Annotated in this window: 27 protein-coding genes; 19 read left to right on the plus strand and 8 right to left on the minus strand. The window is 67.2% G+C overall.

All coding sequences use genetic code 11. From position 1 onward, the window contains the following. Window positions 1-68: 68 nt before the first annotated feature. Window positions 69-1835 carry a DUF4153 domain-containing protein gene (locus L7H23_RS04495; protein WP_237838162.1) on the minus strand — a complete coding sequence of 589 codons (1767 nt, stop codon included), beginning with the start codon at window positions 1833-1835 and terminating at the stop codon, window positions 69-71. A gap of 80 nt (window positions 1836-1915) precedes the next feature. Here L7H23_RS04495 and L7H23_RS04500 point away from each other — a divergent pair, with 80 nt between their 5' ends. From L7H23_RS04500 to L7H23_RS04525, 6 genes are all read left to right on the plus strand, one after another. Beyond that, entirely contained in the window at window positions 1916-3184 is a 1269-nt protein-coding gene (locus tag L7H23_RS04500) for a DUF3089 domain-containing protein (RefSeq protein ID WP_237838163.1), read from the plus strand. Window positions 3185-3280: 96 nt separating this feature from the next. Beyond that, window positions 3281-3739 carry a Holliday junction resolvase RuvX gene (gene ruvX / locus L7H23_RS04505; RefSeq protein ID WP_237838164.1) on the plus strand — a complete coding sequence of 153 codons (459 nt, stop codon included), beginning with the start codon at window positions 3281-3283 and terminating at the stop codon, window positions 3737-3739. Window positions 3740-3750: 11 nt separating this feature from the next. Beyond that, a complete protein-coding gene (locus L7H23_RS04510) occupies window positions 3751-4068 on the plus strand; it encodes a DUF1294 domain-containing protein (RefSeq protein ID WP_237838165.1) in 318 nt (105 codons plus the stop codon). Between the two features lie 13 nt (window positions 4069-4081). Further along, entirely contained in the window at window positions 4082-5077 is a 996-nt protein-coding gene (locus L7H23_RS04515) for an aspartate carbamoyltransferase catalytic subunit (RefSeq protein WP_237838166.1), read from the plus strand. After that, a complete protein-coding gene (locus L7H23_RS04520) occupies window positions 5068-6291 on the plus strand; it encodes a dihydroorotase (RefSeq protein WP_237838167.1) in 1224 nt (407 codons plus the stop codon). The genes L7H23_RS04515 and L7H23_RS04520 overlap by 10 nt, the downstream gene beginning before the upstream one ends. 84 nt (window positions 6292-6375) lie before the next feature. After that, window positions 6376-7203 carry a hypothetical protein gene (locus L7H23_RS04525; RefSeq protein WP_237838168.1) on the plus strand — a complete coding sequence of 276 codons (828 nt, stop codon included), beginning with the start codon at window positions 6376-6378 and terminating at the stop codon, window positions 7201-7203. Between the two features lie 17 nt (window positions 7204-7220). On the opposite strand, the gene L7H23_RS04530 is transcribed toward L7H23_RS04525, so the two are convergent. From L7H23_RS04530 to L7H23_RS04545, 4 genes are all read right to left on the minus strand, one after another. Further along, a complete protein-coding gene (locus L7H23_RS04530) occupies window positions 7221-7739 on the minus strand; it encodes a hypothetical protein (RefSeq protein ID WP_237838169.1) in 519 nt (172 codons plus the stop codon). A gap of 130 nt (window positions 7740-7869) precedes the next feature. Then, window positions 7870-9303 carry an SPOR domain-containing protein gene (locus L7H23_RS04535; protein ID WP_237838170.1) on the minus strand — a complete coding sequence of 478 codons (1434 nt, stop codon included), beginning with the start codon at window positions 9301-9303 and terminating at the stop codon, window positions 7870-7872. A gap of 21 nt (window positions 9304-9324) precedes the next feature. Then, entirely contained in the window at window positions 9325-9987 is a 663-nt protein-coding gene (locus L7H23_RS04540) for a hypothetical protein (protein ID WP_237838171.1), read from the minus strand. A gap of 17 nt (window positions 9988-10004) precedes the next feature. Beyond that, window positions 10005-10727 (minus strand): ParA family protein, encoded by a 723-nt coding sequence (locus tag L7H23_RS04545; protein ID WP_237838172.1) that lies wholly within the window; start codon window positions 10725-10727, stop codon window positions 10005-10007. Window positions 10728-10996: 269 nt separating this feature from the next. Here L7H23_RS04545 and L7H23_RS04550 point away from each other — a divergent pair, with 269 nt between their 5' ends. Then, window positions 10997-12235 (plus strand): SPOR domain-containing protein, encoded by a 1239-nt coding sequence (locus tag L7H23_RS04550; RefSeq protein ID WP_237838173.1) that lies wholly within the window; start codon window positions 10997-10999, stop codon window positions 12233-12235. 34 nt (window positions 12236-12269) lie between these two features. On the opposite strand, the gene bla is transcribed toward L7H23_RS04550, so the two are convergent. Beyond that, window positions 12270-13190, minus strand: a complete 921-nt coding sequence (bla, locus tag L7H23_RS04555; RefSeq protein WP_237838174.1) for a subclass B3 metallo-beta-lactamase — start codon at window positions 13188-13190, stop codon at window positions 12270-12272. Between the two features lie 95 nt (window positions 13191-13285). On the opposite strand from bla, the gene L7H23_RS04560 reads away from it, so the two are divergent. Then, a complete protein-coding gene (locus L7H23_RS04560; protein ID WP_237838175.1) occupies window positions 13286-14188 on the plus strand; it encodes a LysR family transcriptional regulator in 903 nt (300 codons plus the stop codon). Here L7H23_RS04560 and L7H23_RS04565 read toward each other — a convergent pair. Then, window positions 14145-14801: a hypothetical protein gene (locus L7H23_RS04565; RefSeq protein ID WP_237838176.1), complete on the minus strand. Its 657-nt coding sequence runs from the start codon at window positions 14799-14801 to the stop codon at window positions 14145-14147. The genes L7H23_RS04560 and L7H23_RS04565 overlap by 44 nt on opposite strands. A gap of 81 nt (window positions 14802-14882) precedes the next feature. Then, window positions 14883-15767 (minus strand): phosphoserine phosphatase SerB, encoded by an 885-nt coding sequence (gene serB, locus L7H23_RS04570; RefSeq protein WP_237838177.1) that lies wholly within the window; start codon window positions 15765-15767, stop codon window positions 14883-14885. On the opposite strand from serB, the gene miaA reads away from it, so the two are divergent. The 11 genes from miaA (at window position 15766) to L7H23_RS04625 (ending at window position 25215) form a co-directional block, all read left to right on the plus strand. After that, a complete protein-coding gene (miaA, locus tag L7H23_RS04575; protein WP_237838178.1) occupies window positions 15766-16728 on the plus strand; it encodes a tRNA (adenosine(37)-N6)-dimethylallyltransferase MiaA in 963 nt (320 codons plus the stop codon). The two genes, serB and miaA, sit on opposite strands and share 2 nt — an antisense overlap. 86 nt (window positions 16729-16814) lie before the next feature. Next, complete coding sequence (locus tag L7H23_RS04580; RefSeq protein ID WP_237838179.1) at window positions 16815-18569, plus strand: acetolactate synthase 3 large subunit; 1755 nt, start codon at window positions 16815-16817, stop codon at window positions 18567-18569. Next, window positions 18569-18895 (plus strand): hypothetical protein, encoded by a 327-nt coding sequence (locus tag L7H23_RS04585; RefSeq protein WP_237838180.1) that lies wholly within the window; start codon window positions 18569-18571, stop codon window positions 18893-18895. The genes L7H23_RS04580 and L7H23_RS04585 overlap by 1 nt, the downstream gene beginning before the upstream one ends. Continuing rightward, window positions 18892-19407: an acetolactate synthase small subunit gene (gene ilvN, locus L7H23_RS04590; protein WP_237838181.1), complete on the plus strand. Its 516-nt coding sequence runs from the start codon at window positions 18892-18894 to the stop codon at window positions 19405-19407. The genes L7H23_RS04585 and ilvN overlap by 4 nt, the downstream gene beginning before the upstream one ends. After that, window positions 19404-19871: a hypothetical protein gene (locus L7H23_RS04595; protein WP_237838182.1), complete on the plus strand. Its 468-nt coding sequence runs from the start codon at window positions 19404-19406 to the stop codon at window positions 19869-19871. Before ilvN ends, L7H23_RS04595 begins: the two co-directional genes overlap by 4 nt. 59 nt (window positions 19872-19930) lie before the next feature. Next, on the plus strand, window positions 19931-20971 hold the full coding sequence (gene ilvC / locus L7H23_RS04600; RefSeq protein WP_056371067.1) for a ketol-acid reductoisomerase: 1041 nt from the start codon (window positions 19931-19933) through the stop codon (window positions 20969-20971). Window positions 20972-21011: 40 nt separating this feature from the next. Beyond that, a complete protein-coding gene (locus L7H23_RS04605) occupies window positions 21012-21617 on the plus strand; it encodes a DUF6151 family protein (RefSeq protein ID WP_237838183.1) in 606 nt (201 codons plus the stop codon). A gap of 40 nt (window positions 21618-21657) precedes the next feature. After that, the gene (locus L7H23_RS04610; protein ID WP_237838184.1) at window positions 21658-22800 is read left to right on the plus strand and encodes an 8-amino-7-oxononanoate synthase; all 1143 of its coding nucleotides are present in this window, start codon (window positions 21658-21660) and stop codon (window positions 22798-22800) included. Beyond that, window positions 22797-23405, plus strand: coding sequence for a dethiobiotin synthase (gene bioD / locus L7H23_RS04615; RefSeq protein ID WP_237838185.1), 609 nt, complete (start codon window positions 22797-22799; stop codon window positions 23403-23405). The genes L7H23_RS04610 and bioD overlap by 4 nt, the downstream gene beginning before the upstream one ends. Further along, complete coding sequence (locus L7H23_RS04620) at window positions 23402-24658, plus strand: adenosylmethionine--8-amino-7-oxononanoate transaminase (RefSeq protein ID WP_237838186.1); 1257 nt, start codon at window positions 23402-23404, stop codon at window positions 24656-24658. The genes bioD and L7H23_RS04620 overlap by 4 nt, the downstream gene beginning before the upstream one ends. Before the next feature lie 161 nt (window positions 24659-24819). Beyond that, window positions 24820-25215 carry a DUF805 domain-containing protein gene (locus L7H23_RS04625; protein ID WP_237838187.1) on the plus strand — a complete coding sequence of 132 codons (396 nt, stop codon included), beginning with the start codon at window positions 24820-24822 and terminating at the stop codon, window positions 25213-25215. The last annotated feature ends 67 nt before the right edge of the window (window positions 25216-25282 follow it).

Consider the following 25282-nt stretch of genomic DNA (forward strand, 5'->3'; position numbering starts at 1 on the left):
TCGCCTTATCGGGAGAAGCTGCGCCGCTAGCATCCTCCCCCGTCCGCTTCAAGGCAGGCGCGCGATTCTCACTCGAAATCCTCGCCGACCGGCTTGCCGTTCACGAACAATTGCCGCCGCGTGACAGGGCGCACCTCGATCGCAGCCTTTTCGACCTCGTCGCTCGTCGGCCCCGGGGCCACCGCGCCGCCCGAGAAGGCCTGATAATCCTCCTGCCACGCCTTCGTTTTCGCATCGCGTGCGAACAGCACGACATTGTTGCCTTCGCCGACCACGAGCATCCTGTCCGCGTCCAGCACATAGGCCGCGCACGGCGCCGTGCGGCACTGTCCGCGATCCTCGATCGCCTTGTAGGCGTCGTCGCCGATCGACTGCCCCGCGGGCAGCACGCGCACCTTCTCGCGGATCGGCCTTGCACCATAGGCGACATCGGCGGCATCGACCGGTTCGCCGGCGACGGTCAGATCCCAGCGATTCTTCGTCTGGAGCGCCCATTTCGCCAGATCGGCCTTTGCCTTGTCGGGCGATTTCGCGATTTTCGCCAGCGCCGCGCGCCCGCTCGGTCCGAAATCGAACGCCAGCGCCGCCCAGTCGAACTTGTCGGCCTTGACCGTCCCCTTCTGCAGCCGCGCGAGCTGGTCGCGCGTCGAGATCGCGCCGAAATCCATGATCGGCAGCGCGAGGAACAGTGCGACCAGCGTCAGTCCGATCGCCAGTCTCTGCTGCAACGGACGCAGCACATCGTCGAAATCGCGCTTGCCCCGAACCACTGCCCACAGCCCGACCGCGCCATAGGCGAGCGCGACCATCGCCGCGATCGCGCCCCATATGCGCTCGGGCGTCCAGCCGTACTGGATTACGCGCAAATGCATCGAGTAAAAGGCGATGATCGCCAGCGGCAGTACCGCCACGACGAGCACCGCCGCCGCGCCGTGCAGAAAACGGTTGCCCGACCGTTCCTCGCGCCCGTTGCCGATAACTGCGTTGGCGAGCAGCACGGCAAAGGCGGCCGCGCCCATCATCAGCGCCGCGGTCGAAAAGCCCGATTCCCACAGCGGCGTCAGCCCCGTGCCGACCAGCGACAACAGGAACAGCACCACCGCGACCGCCAGCACCGGCGCCAGCACCGCGAGCACGATCATCACCAGCTTCTGCAGGGTCGCGACCAGCTTGTCGCGCTCGCGCAGCAGACCGACGGCGCCGCCGAACGCCGCGCCCGCCAGCATCCACGGAAACCAGCCGGTCTCGAACATCCTCATGATCAGCTTGATTCCGATCAGTTCGAACATCGACCCGATCAGCAGCACGAGCAGGAAGGTCAGCCCGGTGAAGGCAAGCCCCGCAGCGCCGATCACCGCGTCGGCCCAAGCGTGGCTGTGCAGCCGCTCGTACGGCATCTGCCACAGCTTCCAGAAGCGCCAGTCGGGCGCCACGTCGCGCCGCGTCTGGAACAGCGGCGTCGCGATCAGCACCGCGAGCAATCCCGACCAGAAAGGCCATTCGAACGGCGATGCGTCGACATTATAGCCCGCCGAGGTCCAGACGATCAGCGCGATCACCGCGCCCCACGCCAGCGCGAAGCCCGCCGCCCACGTCCAGCGGCGAAGCTCGACCCCCAGAACGAAGACCAAAGTCGCGACCGTGATGAACGCCGCGAACGCGTTGCGGCCCGGATCATGATCGGGTGCGTAGCGCCAGTCGATCGTCAGGTGAAAGGCGAGCCCCGCGAGCGCACAGATCGCCGCCATGATCCACGGCCGCAGCGGCCAGGGCGGGTCGCTTCCGTCGAGGCGGTTCGACTCGGGGACGGGCGGAGTTGCGGGCGCATCGGTCATGCTCCACATCTGGGCTTGTTTCGCGGCGCTTCGCAAGCCAGATAGCACGCGACCGCCCCTCTCCCCGCATGGAGCGCCTTTTGGCCCGCAAATTCCTCTACATCATCGCCGCGATCATCCTCATCATCTTCGGCTTCGGCGTCGCCTATCAGATCAATCCCGGCTGGTTCGGGCGTGTCGCGTTCGTGCCGTCGAGCGAGTTCGTCGAACAGAAGGTCGCCGAACCGAACGCCTATGACGATCCTAAAATGTGGCTCGCGCGCCCGGGGATGGAGAATGATCCGGCCGACTGGCGCCCGCCCGCGGATGGTGCCGAAGCGGCGAAGCCCGCCGACAAGCTGATTCCGCCGGCGAAGGCCGCAACGGCGGCCGATACCGAAGAAGCCCCCAAGGGCGACGCCGCGATCTTCTTCGTCCACCCGACCAGCTATTACAGCAAGGCGAGCTGGAACGCCCCGCTCGACGACGCCGACGCCAATTATCGCGCCAAGCTGTTCATGCAGGGCATGGCGAGCGCGTTCGGCGACGCGGGCGAGGTCTGGGCGCCGCGCTACCGGCAGGCCACGCTGGGCGCGTTCCTCGCGACCGACCGCGTCACCGCGGGCAAGGCGATCGACGCCGCCTATCGCGACGTCGAACAGGCCTTCGACGCCTTTCTCGCCGCCCAACCGAAGAACAAGCCGATCATCCTTGCGGGCCACAGCCAGGGCGCGCTTCACCTGACGACCCTGCTCAGGAACCGCATCGCGGGCACGCCGCTCGCGAAGCGCATCGTCGCCGCTTACGTCATCGGCTGGCCGATCAGTCGCGACACCGACCTCGCCGGCCTCGGCCTCCCCGCGTGCGAGACGCCCGAGCAGAAAGGCTGTATCCTGAGCTGGGCCACTTTCGCCGAGCCCGCCGACACCTCGATGGTGACCGGCGCCTATGACGGCACGATCGGCTTCGATGGCCGCCCGCGTGCGGGCACGCGCATGCTGTGCACCAATCCGCTCACCGGCATTCCCGACACGGCTGCCGGCCCCGACGCCAATATCGGCACGCTGAAACCGAGCGAGGGCTTCAAGGCAGGCGTGCTGATCGCCCAGAAGGTCGGCGCAAAATGCGACGACGACCGCGGCTTCCTGTTGATCGGCGATGCAGAGGCAGCACAGAATTATGCGCCGAGCTATGTGCTGCCCGGCAACAATTATCATGTCTTCGACATCACCCTGTTCTGGGCGAATGTCCGCGCCGACGTCCTCCGGCGCCTCGCGACCTTCGAAGGCAAACCCTCGCCGGTCCCGCCGCCGGCGGCGCCGGTTCCGGCACCTGCAGCTTCCCCGACCACGCCAGCGGCTAAATCCTGATCCAGTTCGCATTGAGCGAAGTCGAGATGCCCCAAAGTCACGCGCGACCTAAGGGTGTCTCGACTTCGCTCGACACGAACAGGTAAAGGGGCGGATATGATTACCACCGCCGCCTCCGATTTCGCCGCCGCGCTGCCCGCAGCCGGCCGCCTTGCCGGGCTCGACGTCGGCACGAAAACCATCGGCGTCGCGCTCTGTGACGCCGGCTGGAGCTTCGCGTCGCCCGACAAGACGATCATCCGCAAGAAATTCAGCCTCGACCTCGAGGCGCTGAAAGCGGTCCTTGCCGCACAATCGGTCGTCGGACTCGTCGTCGGGCTGCCGCTCAACATGGACGGCACCGACAGCCCGCGCACGCAGAGCACCCGCGCCTTCGCGCGCAACCTGCTGCCGCTCGGCCTCCCGATCCTCCTCTGGGACGAACGCTGGTCGACCGCCGCGGTCGAACGCGCGATGATCGCCGCCGACGTGAGTCGGGCAAAACGGGCGGAACGCGTCGACAGCGCCGCCGCCGCCTTCATCCTGCAGGGCGCGATCGACGCCCTCACCCGTTGAGCGTCGCGCGCTTGAACGAATATATCCTCTACTGGCTGATCGCGATGAACCTCATCGCGTTCGTCCAGATGGTTCTCGACAAGAAATACGCCGAAGCCGGCCAGCGGCGCATTCCGGAGAGCAATCTGCTCCTATGGGCCTTCCTCGGCGGCGCCTTCGGCACGGTCCTCGCCGCGCGCCTCGTCCGTCACAAGACGCGCAAGCAACCCTTCGCGACATGGATGCTCATCTGGCTCTGGGTCGACATCATCCTGCTCCTCCTCTGGTGGCTCGGAATATTGCAGCCTTGGCTCGCCTCGGCGCTTGCGAGAATCGCCGCAGCCGCCTAGAGGCGTGGCTTTAATGACAAGCGCAACCACCCGACCCGCCAGCGACTATCCGCCCGGTGGCGATGCCTTTCGCCATCGCCACCTGATCGGCATCGCCCAGCTCACCCCGTGGGAGATTTCCTACGTTCTCGATGCCGCCGAAGAGTGGGTCGAGATGAACCGCGGCGGGGCGGCCAAGCATGACGGCCGGCTCGCAGGGCTGACGATCATCAACGCCTTTTTCGAGAATTCGACGCGCACTTTGCTGTCGTTCGAGATCGCGGGCAAACGCCTCGGCGCCGACGTCGTCAACATGCACGCCGCGCAGTCCAGCGTGAAGAAGGGCGAGACGCTGATCGACACCGCGATGACGCTCAACGCGATGCGCGCCGACGCGATGGTGATCCGCCACCAGAGCTCGGGCGCGGTGCAGCTCATCGCCGACAAGGTCGACTGCCCCGTCCTCAATGCGGGCGACGGCCGCCACGAGCATCCGACGCAGGCGCTGCTCGACGCGCTCACCATCCGCCGCCGCCTCGGCCGCGTCGAGGGCCTTACGATCGCGATCTGCGGCGACGTGCTGCACAGCCGCGTCGCGCGCTCGAACATCCTCGCGCTCACCCTGCTCGGCAACGAGGTGCGCGTCATCGCGCCGCCGACGCTGACCCCGCCCGCGATCGACCGCATGCATGTGACCACCTTCACCGATATGGACGAGGGGCTGAAGGACGCCGACGTCGTAATGATGCTGCGCCTCCAGAACGAGCGCATGGACGGTGCCTATCTGCCCAGCGCGCGCGAATATCACGCGCTCTACGGCCTGACGCCGAAGCGGCTCGAAAAGGCGAAGCCCGACGCGATCGTCATGCATCCCGGCCCGATGAACCGCGGGGTCGAGATCGACAGCAGCGTCGCCGACCACCCGACCCGCTCGACGATCACCGAGCAGGTCGAGATGGGGGTCGCGGTACGCATGGCCTGCCTCGACATTTTGACGCGCCGCAAGCGGGGAGTGCCCGGATGGAACTGACCCCGACCCATATCGTCAATGCGAAGCTGGTCAGCGCCGACACCCCGCGCGACGGCAGCCTGCTCGTGGTCGACGGCCGCATCGCCGCGCTCGACCCCGCCGAAGTTCCCGAAGGGGCGGAGGTCGTCGACGCCCGGGGCCAGTGGCTCGCCCCCGGCATCATCGACCTCGGCGTTTTCGCGACCGACAAGCCCGCCTTCCACTTCGGCGGCATCACCCGCGCCGCCCTGATGCCCGACAACGGCCCGCTCGACGGCGCCGGCCTCGTCGAACGCGCCGCGAAGGGCGGCAAGCCCGACCTGTGGGTCCACCCCCTCGCCGCCGCGACCAAAGGCCTCGCGGGCAAGGAACTTGCCGAGATCGGCCTGATGAAACAGGCGGGCGCGCGCGCCGTCGCGACCGGCCGCGGCCGCATCGCCGACGCCGGCGTCATGCGCCGCGTCCTATCGTACGCGGCCGCGCTCGGCCTCGTCACGATCATCCACGCCGAGGACGAGGGCCTCACCGCCGGTGCCGTCGCGACCGACGGCGAGATGGCGACGCGCCTCGGCCTCGCCTCGGCCCCCGCCATCGCCGAGGCGATGGCGATCGCGCGCGATCTCGCGCTGGTCGAGGAAACCGGCGCGCCGGTCTGTTTCCGCCAGGTCACCACCGCGCGCGGGCTCGACCTGATCCGCGCCGCCAAGGCGAAGGGGCTTCCGGTGCTCTGCGGCATCACCCCCGCGCATCTCTTTCTCTCGGACACCGCGATCGGCGATTTCCGCACCTTCGCGCGCCTCTCCCCGCCGCTGCGCAGCGAGGACGACCGGCAGGCCTGCCTCGCCGCGATTGCCGACGGGACGATCGACATCCTCTCGTCGGGCCACGACCCGCGCGGGCCCGAGGACAAGCGCCTCCCCTTCGCCGAGGCACAGCCCGGCATGGCGGGCGCCGAAACCTTGCTCGCGCTCGGCCTGAACCTCGTGCGCGACGGGCTTATCTCGCCCGGCCGCCTGTTCGAGCTGCTCGCCGGCACGCCGGCCTGCCTGCTCGGCGTCGAGGCAGGCAGCCTGGCCGTCGGCAAGGAAGCCGACCTCATCCTCGTCGACGCCGGCACCCCGTGGCAGGTCGACGCAAAGAAGATGGCGGCTTACGCGGGGAACACCCCCTTCGACGGCATGCCCGTGCAAGGCCGCGCGACGATGCTGTGGAAGGGCGGCCAGCGAATCCGCTGACCCCGCCCGCATCGGATGCGATGCCCCTTTCATCAGCGTTCCTAACGGGTTAAACCTGTTTCCTGATCAGAAGGAAACAGGTCGATGCCTCTCCTCTCCCGCCTGCTGCTCGCCGCCGCGCTGCTTGCCCCGGCTCCGGCCGCCCTGGCCCAGCCCGCCCCCGACCCGACGCTCCGCTCGCCCGACGACATTGTTGTCGAGGGTGAGCGGCTGACGCGCGAGGAGGCGAAAAAGCGCGCCAACGCCTTCATTCGCACGCTCGGCGTCGCGCCGGGCATATATGCCCAGGACAGCGTCGCGCGGTGGAGGATCAAGCTGTGCCCGCGCGCGCTCGGCCTCTCGGACGAACATGCCGCGCTCGTCGAAGGCTGGTTCCGCGATACCGCGCGCAGCGCCCGCGCGCCGGTCGCCGACGGCAAGTGCGACACCAACGTGCTCCTCCTGTTCGTCGACGATGGCGCGAAGTTCATCAAGCTGTTCAAGGCGCGCTATCCCGGCCAGTTCGCCGACATGACCGGACCCGATATCCGCGACCTCGTCGAGCTCGAAAAGCCGGTGCGCTGGTGGTATTCGGTCCGCCGGACGAGCGGAGGAATCAGCCTGATCGGGCCGCAGACCCTCCGCAGCATCGAGGGCGCGACGATCGTCATCGACGTCAACGACGCCGAGGGCGCAACGCTGCGCGCCGTGACCGACTATGCCGCCTTCGTCGCGCTGAGCGGCATCCGCATCCGCGCCGATCCCCAGTCGCAATCGATCCTCGGCCTGTTCGACGACCGTCAGGGCCGGCGCGAGCTCACCCAATGGGACAAGCGCTTCCTGACCGAACTCTACGCGATGCCGCACGAGCGCAAGGGCCGCTACCAGCGCGGCAAGCTCGTCGGGGCGTTGGTCAAGGATACCGGCGAATAGCCGAAGCAGTCGCGCGTTCAGCGCCTGCCCTGGCAAGGGTGTGCCAGCGCCTGCGCACTGGCGAGTTCGAAGTAACGGTCGCCGTCGAGAACGGCCGGCCGGAATTTCGTGATGCCGACCCGCTTGTCGAAGAGGAAATGCCCGGACTCGGTTGCGCCCGGCAGGCGGCAGGAAAAGGCGATGGTAAACCCGTCGGGCCGCTTGAACCCCCGGTCGCGCTCGCAGATCAGCTTTTCGCTCTCCCACCGGTCCATGCTCCACATGTCGCGGTTGAGGGCAAACAGGCTATGCTCGAAGCGCGTTCCGCCGACCGAAACGGTCGCATCGACAGGGCCTCCCACGGGCTCGCCGTCTTCGCGCAGATCCTCGGTCATCGTGGTCGCATCGTGGACGGTGAAGCGGTACTCCAGTCTCTCCGGCCCGCGATAGACATAGGTCTCGCCCGGCGTGATGCAGAACCGCTGCGCATTGCGGGGCGCGCAGGCGGTCATGAGCATCGATACGGGCAGAATGACCAAAAGCGGAAGGCGCAGCATGCCAATGGCATAATACGAACCGGCAATATCGCAAACGGAGGCAATGCACTGCACACGAAAAAGGGCGCGGCCCCCGCAGGCCGCGCCCCTCCCCTGAGCTTCCGCCGTGGCGGAGGCCCCCCAATATCGTTTAGCGCGACGCCATCCGGATCGGCTTGGCGGTCGCCGCCGAGGCCCACTGGATGCTCTCGCTGCCGCCCATCTGGCGGATGAAGCAGGTCTGGCCCTTCGCCTTCAGCTCGCCGCACAGCTTCGATGCATCGGCGCGCGTCGCAAGACCGTTGACCGTCAGGCGATAGAAGTTGCGGCCGTTGACCGTCGCGGCATGGCTGGACGCCGGATAATTCGCGAGCATGTTGCTCTTTTTCTTGAGAACGCCCCATTTTTCCTTGGCGATGCCCAGGCTGTCATAGGCGCCGAGCTGCACCGCCCATCCCGTCGGCTTCTTCGAATCGAAAGCCATTGCCTTGGGCAGGACGCGGGTCGCCAGATCGAGCGCCTGCTTCTGCACGGGGCGAACCGTTTCGGCGCGTGCACCCGCGACGCGCGGTGCGGCGCGATAGGGTTTGGCGTCGGCCATGATCGTTTCGGCCGGCTTGGCGGCCTGCGGCTGCGGCAGTTCGGTCACCGGAACGACGCCGTTTTCGTCGCGCTTCGGCATCGGCAGTTCGACCGTGCGGATCGCGGCGGGTTCGGCCGATGCCAGCACGGCGGCCGGCTTTTCTTCGGCCGGCGGCGGCGGGGCATAGGCCTCGACCGGGGCCGGATCGGCGCTGGCGAGTTCGACCGGCGCATCGGCCGCGGCCATCTGCAATTCGGGGAAATTGGCGAGCGCAAGGCGCACCGGCATCCCGGCGTCGTCCTGCGCCTTGGTGCCGAGCAGGCTCGCGACGCGCAGTTGCGGGTTCGGCTGGTCGGCCAGCTTCGACCATTCGGCCATGCGTGCTTCGATCTTCGCCAGCGACAGGTCCTGCGAGGCGACAAGGCGCGCCTGCGCCCAGCGGCCGTCGAGCGCGAACGCAAGCGCCAGATTCTGGCGCGTCCGCGCATCGGCGCCCGGCGCGCGTGCGGCTTCGGTCAGCACATAGATCGCCGAATTGGTGTCACCCGACAAGGCGAGTGCAAGGCCCAGGTCCGACGCCGGAACGACGTCGAAATTGCGCTTCAGAAGGTCGCTCGCTTCGCTATTCTTGCCCTGCGCGATATAGGACAGGGTCAGCGCGATGACGGTGTTGCTGTCCTTCGCGCCCAGATCCATCGCTTCGCCGAGCGCGGTGCTCGCCGAGGCAAAGCGCCCGTCCGAAAGATAGGCCTGACCCAGCAGCGCACGGAAACCCGCGTCGCGGGGGCTTGCGGCAACCGCGGTCTCGGCCAGGCTCACGGCCTTGCTGACCTTGCCTTCCTCCAGCGCGTCGCGCGCCTTGTCGGCGGCCTTCGATGCCGATGCCGGCACGGGTTCGCTCGACGGCGCGGCATTGGCCATCTTCGACATGCCGCTGCAGCCGGTGGCCACGCTCAGCACGAAGCCCGAAACGGCCAGGTTCATCAGGACTTTGCGGTTCATCTTCGGTCCCCCCATCATTCGTTACGGCTGCGTCCGGCGCGCGGGACGGGCTGCCGGCAAGCGGCTCGCCATCGCGTCGATCTCGGGCAGTGTGGCCAGATATTCGTCGAGCAGGTCGGTCAGGATCACCTGCGAAGAGCGGTTCGTCACCGCGCTCGCGAGGCGCAGGCGCAGGTGGCGCTCGGCATCGAGGCGCAGCGTGAATGCCGCCTTCTCGCGGGCGCGGAGCGCACGCGGGGCGCGTTCCTTCGGCGCTTTCGGTGCCGGACGCGCCTCGACCTTGCGGGCGACGGCGGCGACGCGGTCGATCAGCGATTCCTGCTGGCGCACGATCTCGGGCACTTCGGCCGCTTCCGGCGCGAAATCGTCGGCCAACGCGCCTTCGACGATCGGGGTCAGTTCATGACCCGGCGTATCGTCGACGGCATGCTCGGCCTCGACATTGTGATGCAGCACCGATCCGGCGAGCAGCGGCTTCAGGTCGACGAGCCGGCCGGTGTCGGCGGCATTCTGGTCGGGGTCGACGTCATAGCCCATGTCGTTCCAGCCGAGGTCGTCATAGCCCTCGATCATCGGCGCGGCGGGGCCGCTGCCCAGCGGCTGGCGGCGCATCGCGGGACGCGCGCCACCCTTGCGGGCCAGAAGCCCGGCGGACAGCGAAGCAAGCGGTTTGGGTTCGCCCATGTTCCCGATTCCTTCCGTCACTGGCCGGCGATGCGGCGGCCGAAGCCACCACCCATCGGGCGGACGGTGCCGTAACCCGGCTGCGGCGGCACGGGCGAGCTGAAGACGGTGCGGCGGAAATTCTTTTCGAGGCGATCGTTGATATAGGTCCACAGCTGGCGGATCTCTTCGGCCGAGCGGCCGTTCGGATCGACTTCCATCACCGTGCGGCCGTCGATCATCGACGCGGCATAGTCGGTGCGGTGGTGCAGCGTGACCGGCGCGACGGTGCCGTGCTGCGACAGCGCGACCGCGGCCTCGCTGGTGATCTTTGCCTTCGGGGTCGCGGCGTTGACCACGAACACCAGCGGCTTGCCGGCGCGTTCGCACAGGTCGACGGTGGCGCCGACGGCGCGCAGGTCGTGCGGGCTGGGACGCGTCGGGACGACGATCAGCTCGGCGACGCTGATGACGCTCTGGATCGCCATGGTAATCGCCGGCGGCGTGTCGATGACGGCCAGTTTGAAGCCCTGCTGGCGCAGGATCTCGAGGTCGGAGGCCAACCGCGCGACGGTGGTCTGCGCAAAGGCCGGAAGGTCGGTTTCGCGCTCGTTCCACCAGTCGGCGAGCGAACCCTGCGGGTCGATGTCTATCAGGACGACCGGGCCTGCGCCGGCAAGCTGCGCCTGCACCGCAAGATGACCCGACAAGGTGGTTTTACCCGACCCGCCCTTTTGTGAAGCCAATGCCAGAACGCGCACTGCTGTCCCCCTAGGAAAACCAAAATCGGCCGGAGGAATGGCATGGAGGGCGCTAAAATTGAGTTAACGATGATAAAAAGAAGGTGAACGACCTCCTCGCATCTATGGTAAATGGCGACTTAACGTCTTTCTGTCCCGTTACGGAACGGAATCGGGTCGCCCGCATATGATGCTAACGCGCTGTTAGCCATTTATGGCGTAAGGCCCGGGCGGGGACTGCGATTGCCCGGGTGTGGGCCCGCAAGCAGCGCAAGTCATTGGAGAATAACATGCGTCCATTCCGCACCCTCGCCCTTCTGGCGCTCCCGCTTTCGGCGCTTGCTTTCGCGGCGCCCGCGCTCGCCGACGTCAAGGACGGGGTCGATGCCTGGGACGCGGGCGACTATCAGAAGGCCGTCGCCGAATGGCGCCCGCTCGCCGTCGCCGGCGATCCCGATGCGCAATTCAACCTCGGACAGGCGTACAAGCTCGGCCGCGGCGTTCCCGCCGACCTCGCACAGGCCGAAGTGTGGTACCGCCGCGCCGCGAAACAGGGCCACCTCCAGGCCGGCGACAATCTCGGCCTCATCCTCTTCACCGCAAACAAGCGCGACGAGGCGATGCCTTATATCAACGCGTCGGCCGCGCGCGGCGAACCGCGGGCGCAATATGTCCTCGGCACCGCGATGTTCAACGGCGACCTCGCGCCGAAGGACTGGCCGCGGTCCTATGCGCTCACCAAGCGCGCGAGCGACGCCGGGCTCGAAATCGCCTCGGCGCGGCTCGCCCAGCTCGATCGCCTGATCCCGCTCGAACAGCGCCAGCTCGGCCTGTCGCTGCTGCCGCAGATGGAAAAGGACGAGGCGCGGGCGCGCCTCGCCGCCGTCAACGCCGCCGCGCCGGTCGCGCCCGCCAAATCCGAACCGTCGCCGATCAGGACCGCCAGCCTCCCGGCGTCGACGCCCGGCACCAGCTATTCGCCGCCTCCGGTCGTCGCACCGGCGCCCGTCCCGGCGAAGCCGCTCACCCCCGCGGCAAAGGCCGCCGCCAGCGCCGCGACCGAGGCGACCTCGGTTGCCGACGCCACCGTCGCCGCCGCCGCGATCGGCAAGCCGGCGCCCGTCGAAACCGTCTCTGCGGCGCCGGGGACCAGCTATGAAGCGCCGCCCGAAAGCGGAACGCTGCCTCCGGCCGCGAAACCCGCGCCCGTAAAGCCCGCACCGGTGAAGGTCGCGGACGCAAAGCCCGTCGCTCCCAAACCGGCCGCGCCCAAACCCGCACCCGCCGCGACCGGCAACAGCCCGTGGCGCGCGCAGCTCGGCGCGTTCGGCGTCGAAGCCAATGCGCGCAGCCTCTGGGCGTCGCTCGAAAGAAAATATCCCGCCGTCGCCGCGCGCCAGCCCTATATGGTGAAGGCCGGCGCGGTCACCCGCCTCCAGGCCGGCGGCTTCGCCAACAAGGGCGACGCCGAAAGCTTCTGCGCCACCGTCCGCAAGGGCGGTCAGGCGTGCATGGTGGTCTCGAAATAGGTCGGGGTCCCCGGCTTTCGCCGGGGCCTCCCCTTCACTTCGCCGCTCCGGCCTTCTCCGCCGCCAGCCGCTTCGCCAGCATCGCGCGCGAGCGTTCGGCATAGGCGCGGCACGCGCCGGGCTTGTCGTTGAACCGCCCCTCGCCCGCATTGTCGGGGTGGGCCGAGATGAGCACGTCGCACTTCAGCGCGTCCATGATGCGATAGCTCTTGCCGAACCCCGCGACGAAGGGCTTCCCCGCTGCGGACGTGTAACGATAGCCGTCGGCCGACACCGGGTTCAGGCTCGCACCGAACACGATCTGTTTGCAGACCTTGCCCTCGCACGCGTCCCAGCTCCAGCTCATGCTGCCCATCGTGTGGCCCGGGGTCGCATGCGCGGTGATCCGGGTATCGCCCAGGTCCAGCACCTCGCCATTTTTCACGACGCGCACCCGCGTGGTCACCGCCGGCCATGTTCCGCCATAGGCAAGCTGCGGATCGTCCGCCGCCAGCACCCCCGCGCGCAATCCCGCGCCGCCGCGGGCACTCGCCACCACAGTCGCGCCGGTATCGCGCGCAAGCGCCGCCAACCCGCCGGCATGGTCGAAGTGCGGCTCGGTGCTCAGAATATATTTGATGTCTCCGGGGTCGAACCCCGCCGCGCGGATATTGGCAAGAATTGCCGGCGCGGCTTGCGGCAGCGCGCCGTCGATCAGCACCAGCCCGTCGACCGTGTCGATCATAGCGACGCTCATGCCCTTGAAGCCGACGAGCCAGGTCTTGCCGAATATCCGCTCGGGCGGCTGCGGCGCGAGCCAGGTCTTGGCGCGTTCGACGGCCATCGGTTTGACAAGCGGGTCTTCTGCCGGCGCAACGCCGCCCGCGACAACCTGCAGGTTCGTTTCCTCGACCACCGGAGGCGGTACCTGACTCACGCCCGCCAGCGCCGCGGAAATCATTATCATCGCAATCATTTTCATCTCCCTTCGCCGCGGGAAATGCCAAGCGCCCAGCCTGCCCGCAAAGCATGATTTCTCGACAAAGCCATGAGAATAATTGATGACGCAGCATGGATCGCGCCCAGCTCCCGCTCAACGCCCTCCGCGCCTTCGAGGCCGCGGCACGCCACCTCAATTTCACCCGCGCGGCGATCGAACTCTGCGTCAGCCAGGGCGCGGTCAGCCATCAGGTCGCACAGCTCGAACGCCGCCTCGGCACCCGCCTCTTCCATCGCCTGCCGCGCGGACTCGCGCTCACTGACGAGGGGCACGCGCTCGTTCCCGTCGTCGCCGACGCCTTCGACCGCGTCGCCGCGACGCTCGACCAATATTCGGGCGGCCGCTTTCGCGAAGCGCTGAAAGTCGGCGTCGTCGGCACCTTCGCGACCGGCTGGCTGCTCCCGCGCCTCGCCGGTTTCGCCCGCGCGCATCCCGGGATCGACCTGCGCATCTCGACCAACAACAACCGCGTCGACCTTGCCGGCGAAGCGCTCGATTTCGCGATCCGCTTCGGCGACGGCGCCTGGCACGGCACCCACGCCGAACCGCTGCTCGCCGCACCCATGGCGCCCGTCTGCGCCCCGGCCGTCGCCGGACGCCTCAAAACCCCCGCCGACCTGCTGCACGAGCCGCTGCTCCGCTCGTACCGCACCGACGAATGGGCGCGCTGGTTCGCCGCTGCGGGCTTGCCCGCGCCCGTCCTCCGCGGCCCGATCTTCGACAGCAGCGCGCTGATGGCGACCGCCGCCGCCGCGGGGTACGGCGTTGCGCTGGTGCCCGCCGCCATGTTCGCCCGCGAGCTGGCGACCGAAACCCTCGTCCAGCCCTTCGCCCTCGAAATCGACGCCGGCCGCTATTGGCTGACCCGCCTGATGTCGCGTCCCGAAAGCGACGCGATGGCCCGGTTCCGGAACTGGTTGCTCGACGCGCTCAGTTTTTCGTCGGGGGCGCATCCGGCTCCGGCGCCGGAGTGACGGCGGCGCGCTTCGCCGGCGGCAGGGCGCCGCCCGGATACAGGCGCGCGAGCTGCTCGACGCCGTCAAGCTGGTCCTGCGCGCAATAGCTGACCATGTCCCAGTCGGTCAGGCCGTCCTTCGTCCAGCGATCGAGACACAGCGCAAACGGCGCGCGCATCCGCGCGTCCGTATAAACCGCCTTGAACAGGGTGAAGTTGCGGTTGCCGATGACCGCGTCCTTGAAGCATTCGGCGGGGACGACGCCCGGCCGCTCCTGCTGCTCGCGCCGGCAATGCGCCCGGGCGCGCTCCGGATCGAACTTGCTGTCGGCAATCGACACCTCGGTCAGCAGCGTTTCGTCCTCGTTCGCGCAGATCTGGATCATGTTCCAGTCCTGTGCCCCGTCCTCGCTATATTCCGCGACGCAGCGGTCGATCGCCTCGCGCAACGGCGGCTTCGCATAGCGGTATACGGCCGACAGCTCGCGATAGTCGCGGATCCGGCCGGTGATGCATTCGGTCTGCGCATCGAAGTCGCCGGCGTCGCTTTCGTCGACGCAGCGCGCGATGGCCGATCCGGTGTCGAAGGCCGGAAGCGAAGAAGTGGCAAGCGCCATGGCAAATATCAGCATGCCCGCATGATGGCGGCAAAATGCTGATAATGAAACTTTTTTATGTCTCGCGAGCGCGAGCCACGGAAGGCTCCGCCGCCCTTACCCCAGCACCCAGCTCCGCCGCGGATAGCCCTGCGCCCACAGGAGCGCGGTCAGGTCGTGGTGGCGGATCACCGCGTCGGCCGCCTCGCCGACCGCGGCGTGCGGATGATATCCGACCCCCAGTCCCGCGGCGGTCAGCATCGGAATATCGTTCGCGCCGTCGCCGACCGCCAGCGCCTCGCCCAGCGGCAGCCCGTGCTTCGCGGCTTCGGCCTTCAGCGTCTCCAGCTTGGCGGCGGCATCGACGATCGGTTCGGAAACCGTGCCCGACAGCTTGCCGCCCGCGATCCCCAGCTCGTTCGCGACGACCATGTCGAAACCGATCGCCTCGCCCACCGGCCCCGCGAAAGCCGTGAACCCTCCCGACACCAGCACCGAATAAGCGCCGTGTGCCTTCATTGTCTGGACCAGCGTGCGCGCACCACGGGTCAGCTTCACCCGCTCCATGCGGCATTCGACGAGCACGCTCTCGGCCATCCCGCCGAGCAACGCGACGCGTTCGAGCAGCGCGGCGCGGAAATCGAGCTCGCCCTTCATCGCGCGCTTGGTGATCGCCGCGATCTGATCCTTGATCCCCGCATAGTCGGCAAGCTCGTCGATGCACTCGACCGTGATCATCGTCGAATCCATGTCGGCGACGATCAGCTTCTTCGTCCGGTCGCCCATCGGCTGGACGACGACGTCGAGCGCGCCATGGTCCATCAGCGCCAGTTCCTTGCGCGCGCTGACCAGACTGCCCTGAAAGACGATATCCGCCGCATCGCCGACGTCGAGCCAGTGCGGAGCGCCGACATCGTGCCCCGTCGCGTCGAGCCGGTCGATCGCTTCGCGAACCACCTCGTCGGTCAGCTTTCCGGCTGCTATCAGCGTCGCTACGAACATGGCGTCTCCTTCTGTCTCTTTCGTTCGCGGGCGAACGCCCGTCGCACTTATCGCCGGACCCACCGCGAGCGGCAAGAGCGCTTTGGCGGTCGCGCTCGCGCAAATGGCGGGCGATGCCGTCGTCGTCAACGCCGACGCGAGCCAGGTCTATGCCAACCTCGCCTTGCTGTCGGCGCGTCCGTCGGAGGAAGAGATGCAAGGGGTGCCCCACCGCCTCTTCGGCCACATCGACGGCGCCGAAGCGCACAACGCCGCGCGCTGGTCCGACGAGGCACGCGGCGTCATCTCTCACGCGCATGCGGCGGGGAAGGTTCCCGTTCTCGTCGGCGGCACCGGCCTTTATCTGCGCACTTTGCTCTACGGGATCGCGCCCGTGCCCGAGATCGACCCGCAGGTTCGCGAGGCTGTCCGCGCGCTTCCGGTCGCCGAAGCCCATGTCGCGCTGCGGAAAGCCGACCCCGAAGCGGCACAGCGGCTCAACCCCGCCGACACCACCCGCGTCGCCCGCGCGCTCGAGGTCGTCCGCGCAACCGGTCGCACGCTCGCCGATTGGCAACAGGCGAGCGAAGGCGGCATCGCCGACGACATCGCCCTCGCCCCGCTGATCCTCCTGCCTCCGCGCGACTGGCTCCGCGAGCGGTGCGACCGCAGGCTCGTCCAGATGTTCGAGCAAGGCGCCATCGAAGAAGTCGAGGCGCTGCTTGCGCACGATCTCGACCCCGACCTCCCCGTCATGCGCGCCATCGGCGTGCCCCAGATCGCGGCGTACCTCCGCGGCGACCTGACCCGCGCCGAAGCGCTCGAAGCGGCGCAGGCCGCCACCCGCCAATATGCGAAGCGCCAATTTACGTGGTTCCGGCACCAGCCACCCGCCGATTGGCCGCGCCACGAAGAATCATTAAACAATGATTCTATCAATGATTTCGCAATTAAATTACGTGATAAGCTGTTGACAGGATAGAATCATACACCTATTGCCCGCCGACCTGCTGCAACGCACAACGCGCGAATTCTGAAAACAGCGGGTATGAAGAAAGGAGTTTCGTCGTGGCGGAAATGAGTGGTGCCGACATGGTGGTTCAGGCGCTGGTCGACCTCGGGGTCGACACGGTGTTCGGCTATCCGGGCGGCGCGGTCCTTCCCATCTATGACGCGCTCTTCAAGCACCCGACGATCAAGCACATCCTCGTCCGCCACGAACAGGCGGCGACCCACGCCGCAGAGGGTTATGCCCGCTCGACCGGCAAGCCCGGCGTCGTGCTCGTCACCTCCGGCCCCGGCGCGACCAATGCCGTCACCGGCATCACCGACGCGCTGCTCGACAGCATTCCGATGGTCGTGCTCACCGGGCAGGTGTCGACCGCGCTGATCGGCACCGACGCGTTCCAGGAATGCGACACCGTCGGCATCACGCGCCACTGCACCAAGCATAATTATCTCGTCATGGACCCCGATCGCCTCGGCCCGATCCTGCACGAGGCCTTCCATATCGCGACCCATGGCCGCCCCGGTCCGGTGGTGATCGACATTCCGAAGAATGTTCAGGTCGCGACGGGCGAATATGTCGTGCCCGAAAAGATCCAGCACAAAAGCTATCGTCCGCAGGTCGAACCCGACGCCGATGCGATTTCGCAAGCCATCGACATGATCGCCGCGGCCGAGCGCCCGGTCTTCTACACCGGCGGCGGCGTCATCAACGCGGGGCCGGACGCCAGCGCGGCGCTACGCCAGCTCGTGTCGCTGACCGGCGCGCCCGTCACCTCGACCCTGATGGGCCTCGGCGCCTTCCCCGCCGACGATCCGAAGTGGCTGGGCATGCTCGGCATGCACGGCACTTATGAATCGAACATGGCGATGAACCGCGCCGACCTGATCATCGCGGTCGGCGCGCGCTTCGACGACCGCGTGACCGGCCGCCTCGACGCCTTCTCGCCCGATTCGAAGAAGATCCACATCGATATCGACCGCAGCTCGATCAACAAGATCGTCCCCGTCGACCTCGCGATCGTCGGCGACGCCGGCCGCGCGCTCGACGCGCTGATCGCCGCCTGGGCCGACAAAGGTCACAAGGCGCGCGACCTTGGCGAATGGTGGCGCCGCGTCGACGGCTGGCGCGCGACGCGCTGCCTCGACTTCCCCGAAAAGAAGGAAGCCGACGCCGAAATCATGCCGCAACGCGCGGTGAAGGCTTTGTTCGACGCGACGCGCGGCCGCGACCCGATCATCACGACCGAGGTCGGCCAGCACCAGATGTGGGCGGCGCAGCATTTCGGCTTCTCGGCCCCCAACCGCTGGCTCACCAGCGGCGGGCTCGGCACGATGGGCTACGGTTTTCCGGCCGCAGTCGGCGCGCAGATCGCCCATCCGAACCGCCTCGTCATCTGCGTCGCGGGCGAAGCCTCGCTCCAGATGAACATCCAGGAAATGGGCACGGTCAGCCAGTATCGCCTGCCGGTGAAGATCTTCATCCTCAACAATGAATGGATGGGGATGGTCCGCCAGTGGCAGGAACTGACCTACGAAAGCCGCTATTCGAACAGCTATTCGGACAGCCTGCCCGATTTCGTGAAGCTCGCCGACGCCTATGGCTGGACGGGTATCCGGATCGATACACTCGGCCAGCTCGAGGACGGCATCAAGACGATGATCGAGACTCCGGGTCCGGTGATCGTCGACTGCCGCGTCGCACAGCTTGCCAACTGCTTCCCGATGATCCCGTCGGGAGCCGCGCACACCGAAATGCTCCTTCAGCCGAGCGACGTCACCGGCACGATGGACGACGAAGCGAAAGCGCTCGTCTAATGGGAAGCAGCAGTTACGTCTCCGTCGCCGATCCGGCGCGACCCGGTCACTCGGTATTTTTGCAGTTCCGGTACGGATTTCGCCGCGAGATCGAATATGCGATCGGCGACGAAATCCAGTGGGCGTTGGATGAGCTTCCTCCGACAGCTAATTCGCCGTACGAAATCATCGTGCCGGCTTGGACAATGGGGACCGATATGCGTCACTTTGCGCTGACCATATTGGACAATCGCATTTCCGGAGCGCGGGAGATCAGCGAAGAGCAAGCCGACCTGCTCGAAACCGGTCTCGAAATCGACACGTATCACGCTCGGAAAAAACAATGAAAATCAAGACCGAAGCCGGCGAGCGCCATGTGCTCGCCATCACCGTCGATAACGAGGCGGGCATTCTCGCCAAGATCACCGGGCTCTTCTCGGCGCGCGGCTATAATATCGAAAGCCTGACCGTGGCGGACATCAGCGCCGACCATGCGCTCAGCCGCATCACGATCGTCACCAACGGCCCGCCGCCGGTGATCGACCAGATCATCGCGCAGCTCGACCGGCTCGTTCCCGTCCATTCGGTGACCGACCTCGCCGACGGCGGCGCGCATGTCGAACGCGAGATCGCACTCGTGAAAGTCGCGGGCACCGGCGACAAGCGCATCGAGGCGCTGCGCATGGCCGACGTCTTCCGCGCGAAGGTCGTCGACACGACGCTCACCAGCTTCATCTTCGAAATCACCGGAACGAGCGACAAGGTCGACCGCTTCATCGCACTGATGCGCGAATGCGGACTGGTCGAGGTCGGCCGCACCGGCGTCGTCGCCATCGGCCGCGGGTCGGAGGCGCTATGATCGGCATGTTGCTCCCGATGGCGCTTGCCATGGCGCCCGCCGCTGCCGACCGACCCGATCTAAGCCGGATCGCCAGCACGACGACGCTGCAAGGCACCTGTCAAAAGCTGATCCTGCCGGGCGGCGGTGACAACACCGCGCGCTGCGCCGGCAAGATCGCCCGCATCGCGTATCGCGACGGGCGCTCCAGCTTTCGCATAGCGGTGGCCGGCAACATTTTGATCGGTTTTTACGGCAATGAGGGGACGGCAAACGGCGACACCGCAACGCTGGCTATCACCAAAATCCTCGTCACCCTGCCCTTTGCCAAGGGCGCAGATGTTCTCGACGCGGACGGCGAATGCCGTTTCACCGACTCCGGTGCCGACCCCGCTCATATCGAATGCAAGGCGACGCGACCGGGGGAAGTTTACGAGCTTTCATTCGCATCCGACGGCAATCCGCCGACGGTAGAGCGGTTCTAGCCTTTCTGGTTCTTCACAGCTTTGCCTCCGGGCAGTTCACACCAAGGAAAAGAAATATCATGCAAGTCTACTACGATCGCGACGCCGACCAGGATCTGATCAAGGGCAAGAAGGTCGCCGTCGTCGGCTATGGCAGCCAGGGGCACGCGCACGCGCAGAACATGCGCGACAGCGGCGTGAAGGATGTCGCGATCGCGCTCCGTCCCGGCTCGGCGACCGCGAAGAAGGCCGAAGCCGCAGGCTTCAAGGTGCTTTCGAACAAGGAAGCCGCCGAATGGGCCGACGTGATCATGATCGCCGCCCCCGACGAGCATCAGGCGAAGATCTACGCCGACGATATCGGCCCGAACATGAAGCCCGGCGCCGCGCTCGCCTTCGCGCACGGCCTTAACATCCACTTCGGCCTGATCGACGCGCGCCCCGACATCGACGTGTTCATGGTCGCGCCCAAGGGCCCCGGCCACACGGTGCGCAGCGAATATCAGAAGGGCGGCGGCGTCCCCTGCCTGATCGCGGTCGCGCAGGAAGCCCAAGGCGCGGGTTCGTCGGGCAACGGCTTCGCCAAGGCGCTCGCCCTCAGCTACGCCTCGGCCGTCGGCGGCGGCCGCAGCGGCATCATCGAAACCACCTTCAAGGAAGAGTGCGAAACCGACCTCTTCGGCGAACAGGCGGTGCTCTGCGGCGGCATCACCCACCTCATCCAGGCGGGTTTCGAAACGCTGGTCGAGGCCGGCTACGCCCCCGAAATGGCCTATTTCGAATGCCTCCACGAGACCAAGCTGATCGTCGACCTCCTCTATGAGGGCGGGATCGCGAACATGCGCTACTCGATCTCGAACACCGCCGAATATGGCGACATCAAGACCGGCCCGCGCATCATCACCGACGAGACCAAGGCCGAAATGAAGCGCGTCCTCGCCGACATCCAGTCGGGCCGCTTCGTGAAGGACTTCGTGCTCGACAACCAGGCCGGCCAGCCCGAACTGAAGGCCAGCCGCAAGGCCGCTGCCGCGCACCAGCTAGAAAAGACTGGCGCCGAACTGCGCGCCATGATGCCGTGGATCGCGAAGAACCAGCTCGTCGACAAGTCGAAGAACTGATCGCCTTCCGCAATCGCGGGCAAGCGGCTAGGGTCGGGCGATGGCATCGTCCGACCTCAGCTTTTCCTGCACCTGCGGCACCGTTACCGGGTCGCTGATCGAGGTCGGCCCCGCCGAGGGCGACCATGTCATATGCCATTGCACCGACTGTCAGGACCTGACGCACTATCTGGGTCAGGCCGGCCGCGTGCTCGACGCGCATGGCGGCACGGCGCTCTACCAGTCGCGCTGCGCGCGCATGACGCTCCATTCGGGCCGCGAGCAGCTCGCCTGCGTCCATCTGACCGACAAGCCGACGCTCCGCTGGTACGCCGCCTGCTGCCGCATGCCGCTGTTCAACAGCTACCGGAACGGCAAGATTCCTTACATTACGACCCAGCTCGCGGCTTGCGATCCGGTAGCGCGCGAACGGCTGACCGGCGCGCCGCTCGGCCATCTCTTCACTGCCGACGGCATCGGCGACACCAGCGCACTGCCGCAGATGAGCATGGGCAAGCTGATGCGGCGGTTCTTCCCGCGCATGATCCGCGACATGCTGTCGGGCGACCGCCGGCGCTGCGAGCTGTTCGACGCCCGAACGCTCGAACCGGTCTCCACCCCGAACCGGCTGACCGCCGAAGAACGACAGGCACTGCAACGCGATTGAATCGGCTTGCCGCGAACGGCTTTCGGCTTAGGGAGCGCACATGACGGACCGCCCCCCGCCCTTCGCCGCCCACCGCGCCGACCTCGAAGCCCTCGCCGCCGGAAACCGCCGCCGCGCGCTCGCGCCGCGTACCGGCATCGACTTCGCCTCGAACGACTATCTCGCGCTCGCCGGCTCCTACGCGCTCAACGAAGCGCTCGCGCGCGGCCTCGAACGCGGCCTCCCCGCCGGATCGGGCGGATCGCGCCTGCTCCGCGGTAACCATCCCGAACATGAAGCGCTCGAAGCGCATGCCGCGCGCCACTACGGCAGCGAGACCGCACTCTTCTTCCCGACCGGCTTCGCCGCCAACGCCGCACTCTTCGCGACGCTGCCGCAGCGCGGCGACCTGATCGTCCATGACGAACTGATCCACGCGAGCGCGCACGATGGCATGAAGCTCGGCCGCGCCGACTGCGCATCGGCACTGCACAACGACCCGCAAGCCTTTGAAGATGCGATCGCCGGCTGGCGCCGCGCGGGCGGCACCGGCACGCCGTGGATCGCCGTCGAAAGCCTTTACAGCATGGACGGCGACCGCGCGCCGCTCGCCGATCTCACTGCCGTCGCCGACCGCCACGATGCCGTGCTGATCGTCGACGAAGCGCACGCGACTGGCGTCTATGGTCCCGCGGGTCAGGGCCTCGCGCACGACCTCGCCGGCCGCGAAAACCTGATCACCCTCCACACCTGCGGCAAGGCGCTCGGCGTCGAAGGCGCGCTTCTTTGCGGCCCGCAGATCGTCCGCGACTTCATCGTCAACCGCGGTCGCCCCTTCATCTTCTCGACCGCCCCCTCGCCGCTGATGGCGTGGCTCGTCCGCCACGCGCTCGAGATCGTCGCGAACGAGCCCGAGCGTGCCGCGCGCCTTCATGCGCTCGTCCGCTACACAGAAGATCGCCTCGCCAAACTCGGCCTTCCTGCCAGCGGCAGCCAGATCCTGCCCGTCGTCATCGGCGACAACGCCCGCACGATGCGCATCGCGAGCGCGCTTCAGGCGGGCGGCTTCGACATCCGCGGCATCCGTCCGCCGACCGTCCCGCACGGCACCGCGCGCCTCCGCATCGCAATCACGCTCAACGTCGGCGAACGCGAAATCGATGCGATGACGGAGAGCCTTGCCGCCGCTATGGCCGCGGCATGACCCGCTTCGTCATCACCGGCACCGACACCGGCATCGGCAAGACAGTCTTTTCGGCCGCGCTTGCGGGCGCGCTCGGCCTTCCCTATTGGAAGCCGATCCAGTCGGGCCTCGAGGAAGAAGCCGACAGCGAAGCCGTCGAGCGCCTCGCCGGCGTGCCCGTCCTCCCCGAAGCCTACCGCCTGATCACCCCCGCCTCGCCGCATCTCGCTGCCGAGATCGACGGCGTGACCCTCGACCCCGGCGCGCTCTCGCCGCCCGAAGGCCCGCTCGTCGTCGAAGGCGCCGGCGGCGCGCTTGTTCCCGTCACACGCACCCTGCTCTACGCCGACCTCTTCGCGCGCTGGCAGATCCCGGTGATCGTCTGCGCGCGCACCAGCCTCGGTACGATCAACCACAGCCTGATGACGATCGAAGCGCTCAAAAGCCGCGGCGCCCCGATCCACGGCATCGCCTTTCTCGGCGAGGCGGTCGAGGACAGCGAAGCGATCATCGCCACCCTCGGTGGCGTCCGCCGCCTAGGCCGCCTGCCGCTCCTCGATCCGCTGACGCCCGAGACGCTCGCGCAGGCATTCGCGGCCCATTTCGACCGCGCCGATTTCGCATGACATCCCCCGTCTGGCACCCCTTCACCCAGCACGGCCTCGGCGACCCGATCCCGCTCATCGCCCGCGGCGAGGGTGCGCGGCTCTACGACGCCGACGGCAATCACTGGATCGACGCGATCTCCAGCTGGTGGGTCACCACCCACGGCCACGCGCACCCGCGCATCATGGCCGCGATCCGCGACCAGTCCGAAAGGCTCGACCAGCTCATCTTCGCCGGCTGGACGCACGAACCCGCCGAGACGCTCGCCGCCGAGCTGATCCGCATCACCCCCGACCCGCTGACCCGCGTCTTCTTCTCGGACTCGGGTTCGACCAGCGTCGAGGTCGCGCTGAAAATGGCGCTCGGCTACTGGTACAACATCGGCGAGGCGCGCAGCCGCATCCTCGTCCTCGAACACAGCTATCATGGCGACACGATCGGCACGATGTCGGTCGGCGAGCGCGGCGTCTACAACCGCGCCTGGCAGCCCCTGCTGTTCGACGTCGACACCATCCCCTTCCCGCACGAAGGCCTCGAACAATCCACCCTCGATGCGCTGGAAGCCGCCTGCGCTGCCAAACCGGCCGCCTTCATCGTCGAACCGCTGATCCTCGGCGCCGGCGGCATGCTGATCTATCCCGCGTGGGTGCTCGCCGAGATGCGCGCGATCTGCGCGCGCCACGGCGTCCTCTTCATCGCCGACGAGGTGATGACCGGCTGGGGCCGCACCGGCACGCGCTTCGCCTGCGACCAGGCGGGCGTGATCCCCGACATCGTCTGCCTGTCGAAGGGCCTGACCGGCGGCAGCCTGCCGCTCGCGGTCACGCTCTGCATCGAGCCGATCTTCGCAGCGCATTTCTCGACGGACCGCGCGAAGACCTTCTATCATTCGTCGAGCTACACCGCGAACCCGATCGCCTGCGCCGCCGCGAACGCCAATCTCGCCATCTGGCGCGACGAGCCGGTGCAACAGCGCATCGAAGCGCTCGCCGACGCACAGGGCGCGCATCTCGCGATGCTGTCGCACGACCCGCGCGTCGCCAAACCCCGCCGCCTCGGCACTATCGCCGCCTTCGACATCATCGTGCCGGACTCGGGTTATCTCTCGAACCTCGCCCCGCGCCTGATCGCCTTCTACCGCGACGAGGGCGTCCTCCTTCGTCCGCTCGGCAACACTGTCTATGTGATGCCGCCCTATTGCACCGCGTCCGCCGAACTGAACCGGATATGGAGCGCGATCGCCTCGTCACTCGGAAAAATCGAAGCAACCTGACGCGCGCTTCGCGTCGCTGCCGAAACCCCTACGGTCCATTATCGCACTGAATCGGGACACGACCTCGACACAACAGGTTGTGGAGCTGCGATCAATTGATATTCTGCCACATCGTCGCGGAATGCCGCGGCGGGGGTATCTAACGTAAATCAGGGGGAAATATGGACTGGATGCTTATGCCGTTTCGCCGCTACGCCGATTTTTCGGGGCGATCGCAGCGGATGGAATATTGGATGTTCACCTTGTTCAATGTCATCGTCGTCGCCGCGATCTTTCTGATCACGATGCTCCTCGGCGGCTTTAGCAGCGGCGATGGACCCGGCACGCTGTTTCTTGTGCTCATCGGCATCTATGCCCTTGGCACCATCGTACCGTCGATTGCGGTAACGGTGCGCCGCTTTCACGATCAGGACAAGTCGGGCTGGTTCTATCTGCTCGGCTTCATTCCCTATATCGGCGGCCTCGTCGTCTTTGTGTTCATGTGCATCGAAGGCACCAACGGGTCGAACCGGTTCGGGCCGGACCCGAAGGGCGGCCACGCCGACATCTTCGGCTGACCGGGCGGGTTCCCTGCATTTGCGCAGGGAACCCCGCCTTTCGCCGACAAACGCCACCGGCATTCCG

It is taken from the genome of Sphingopyxis sp. BSN-002, from assembly GCF_022024275.1.
Taxonomy (GTDB): Bacteria; Pseudomonadota; Alphaproteobacteria; order Sphingomonadales; family Sphingomonadaceae; genus Sphingopyxis.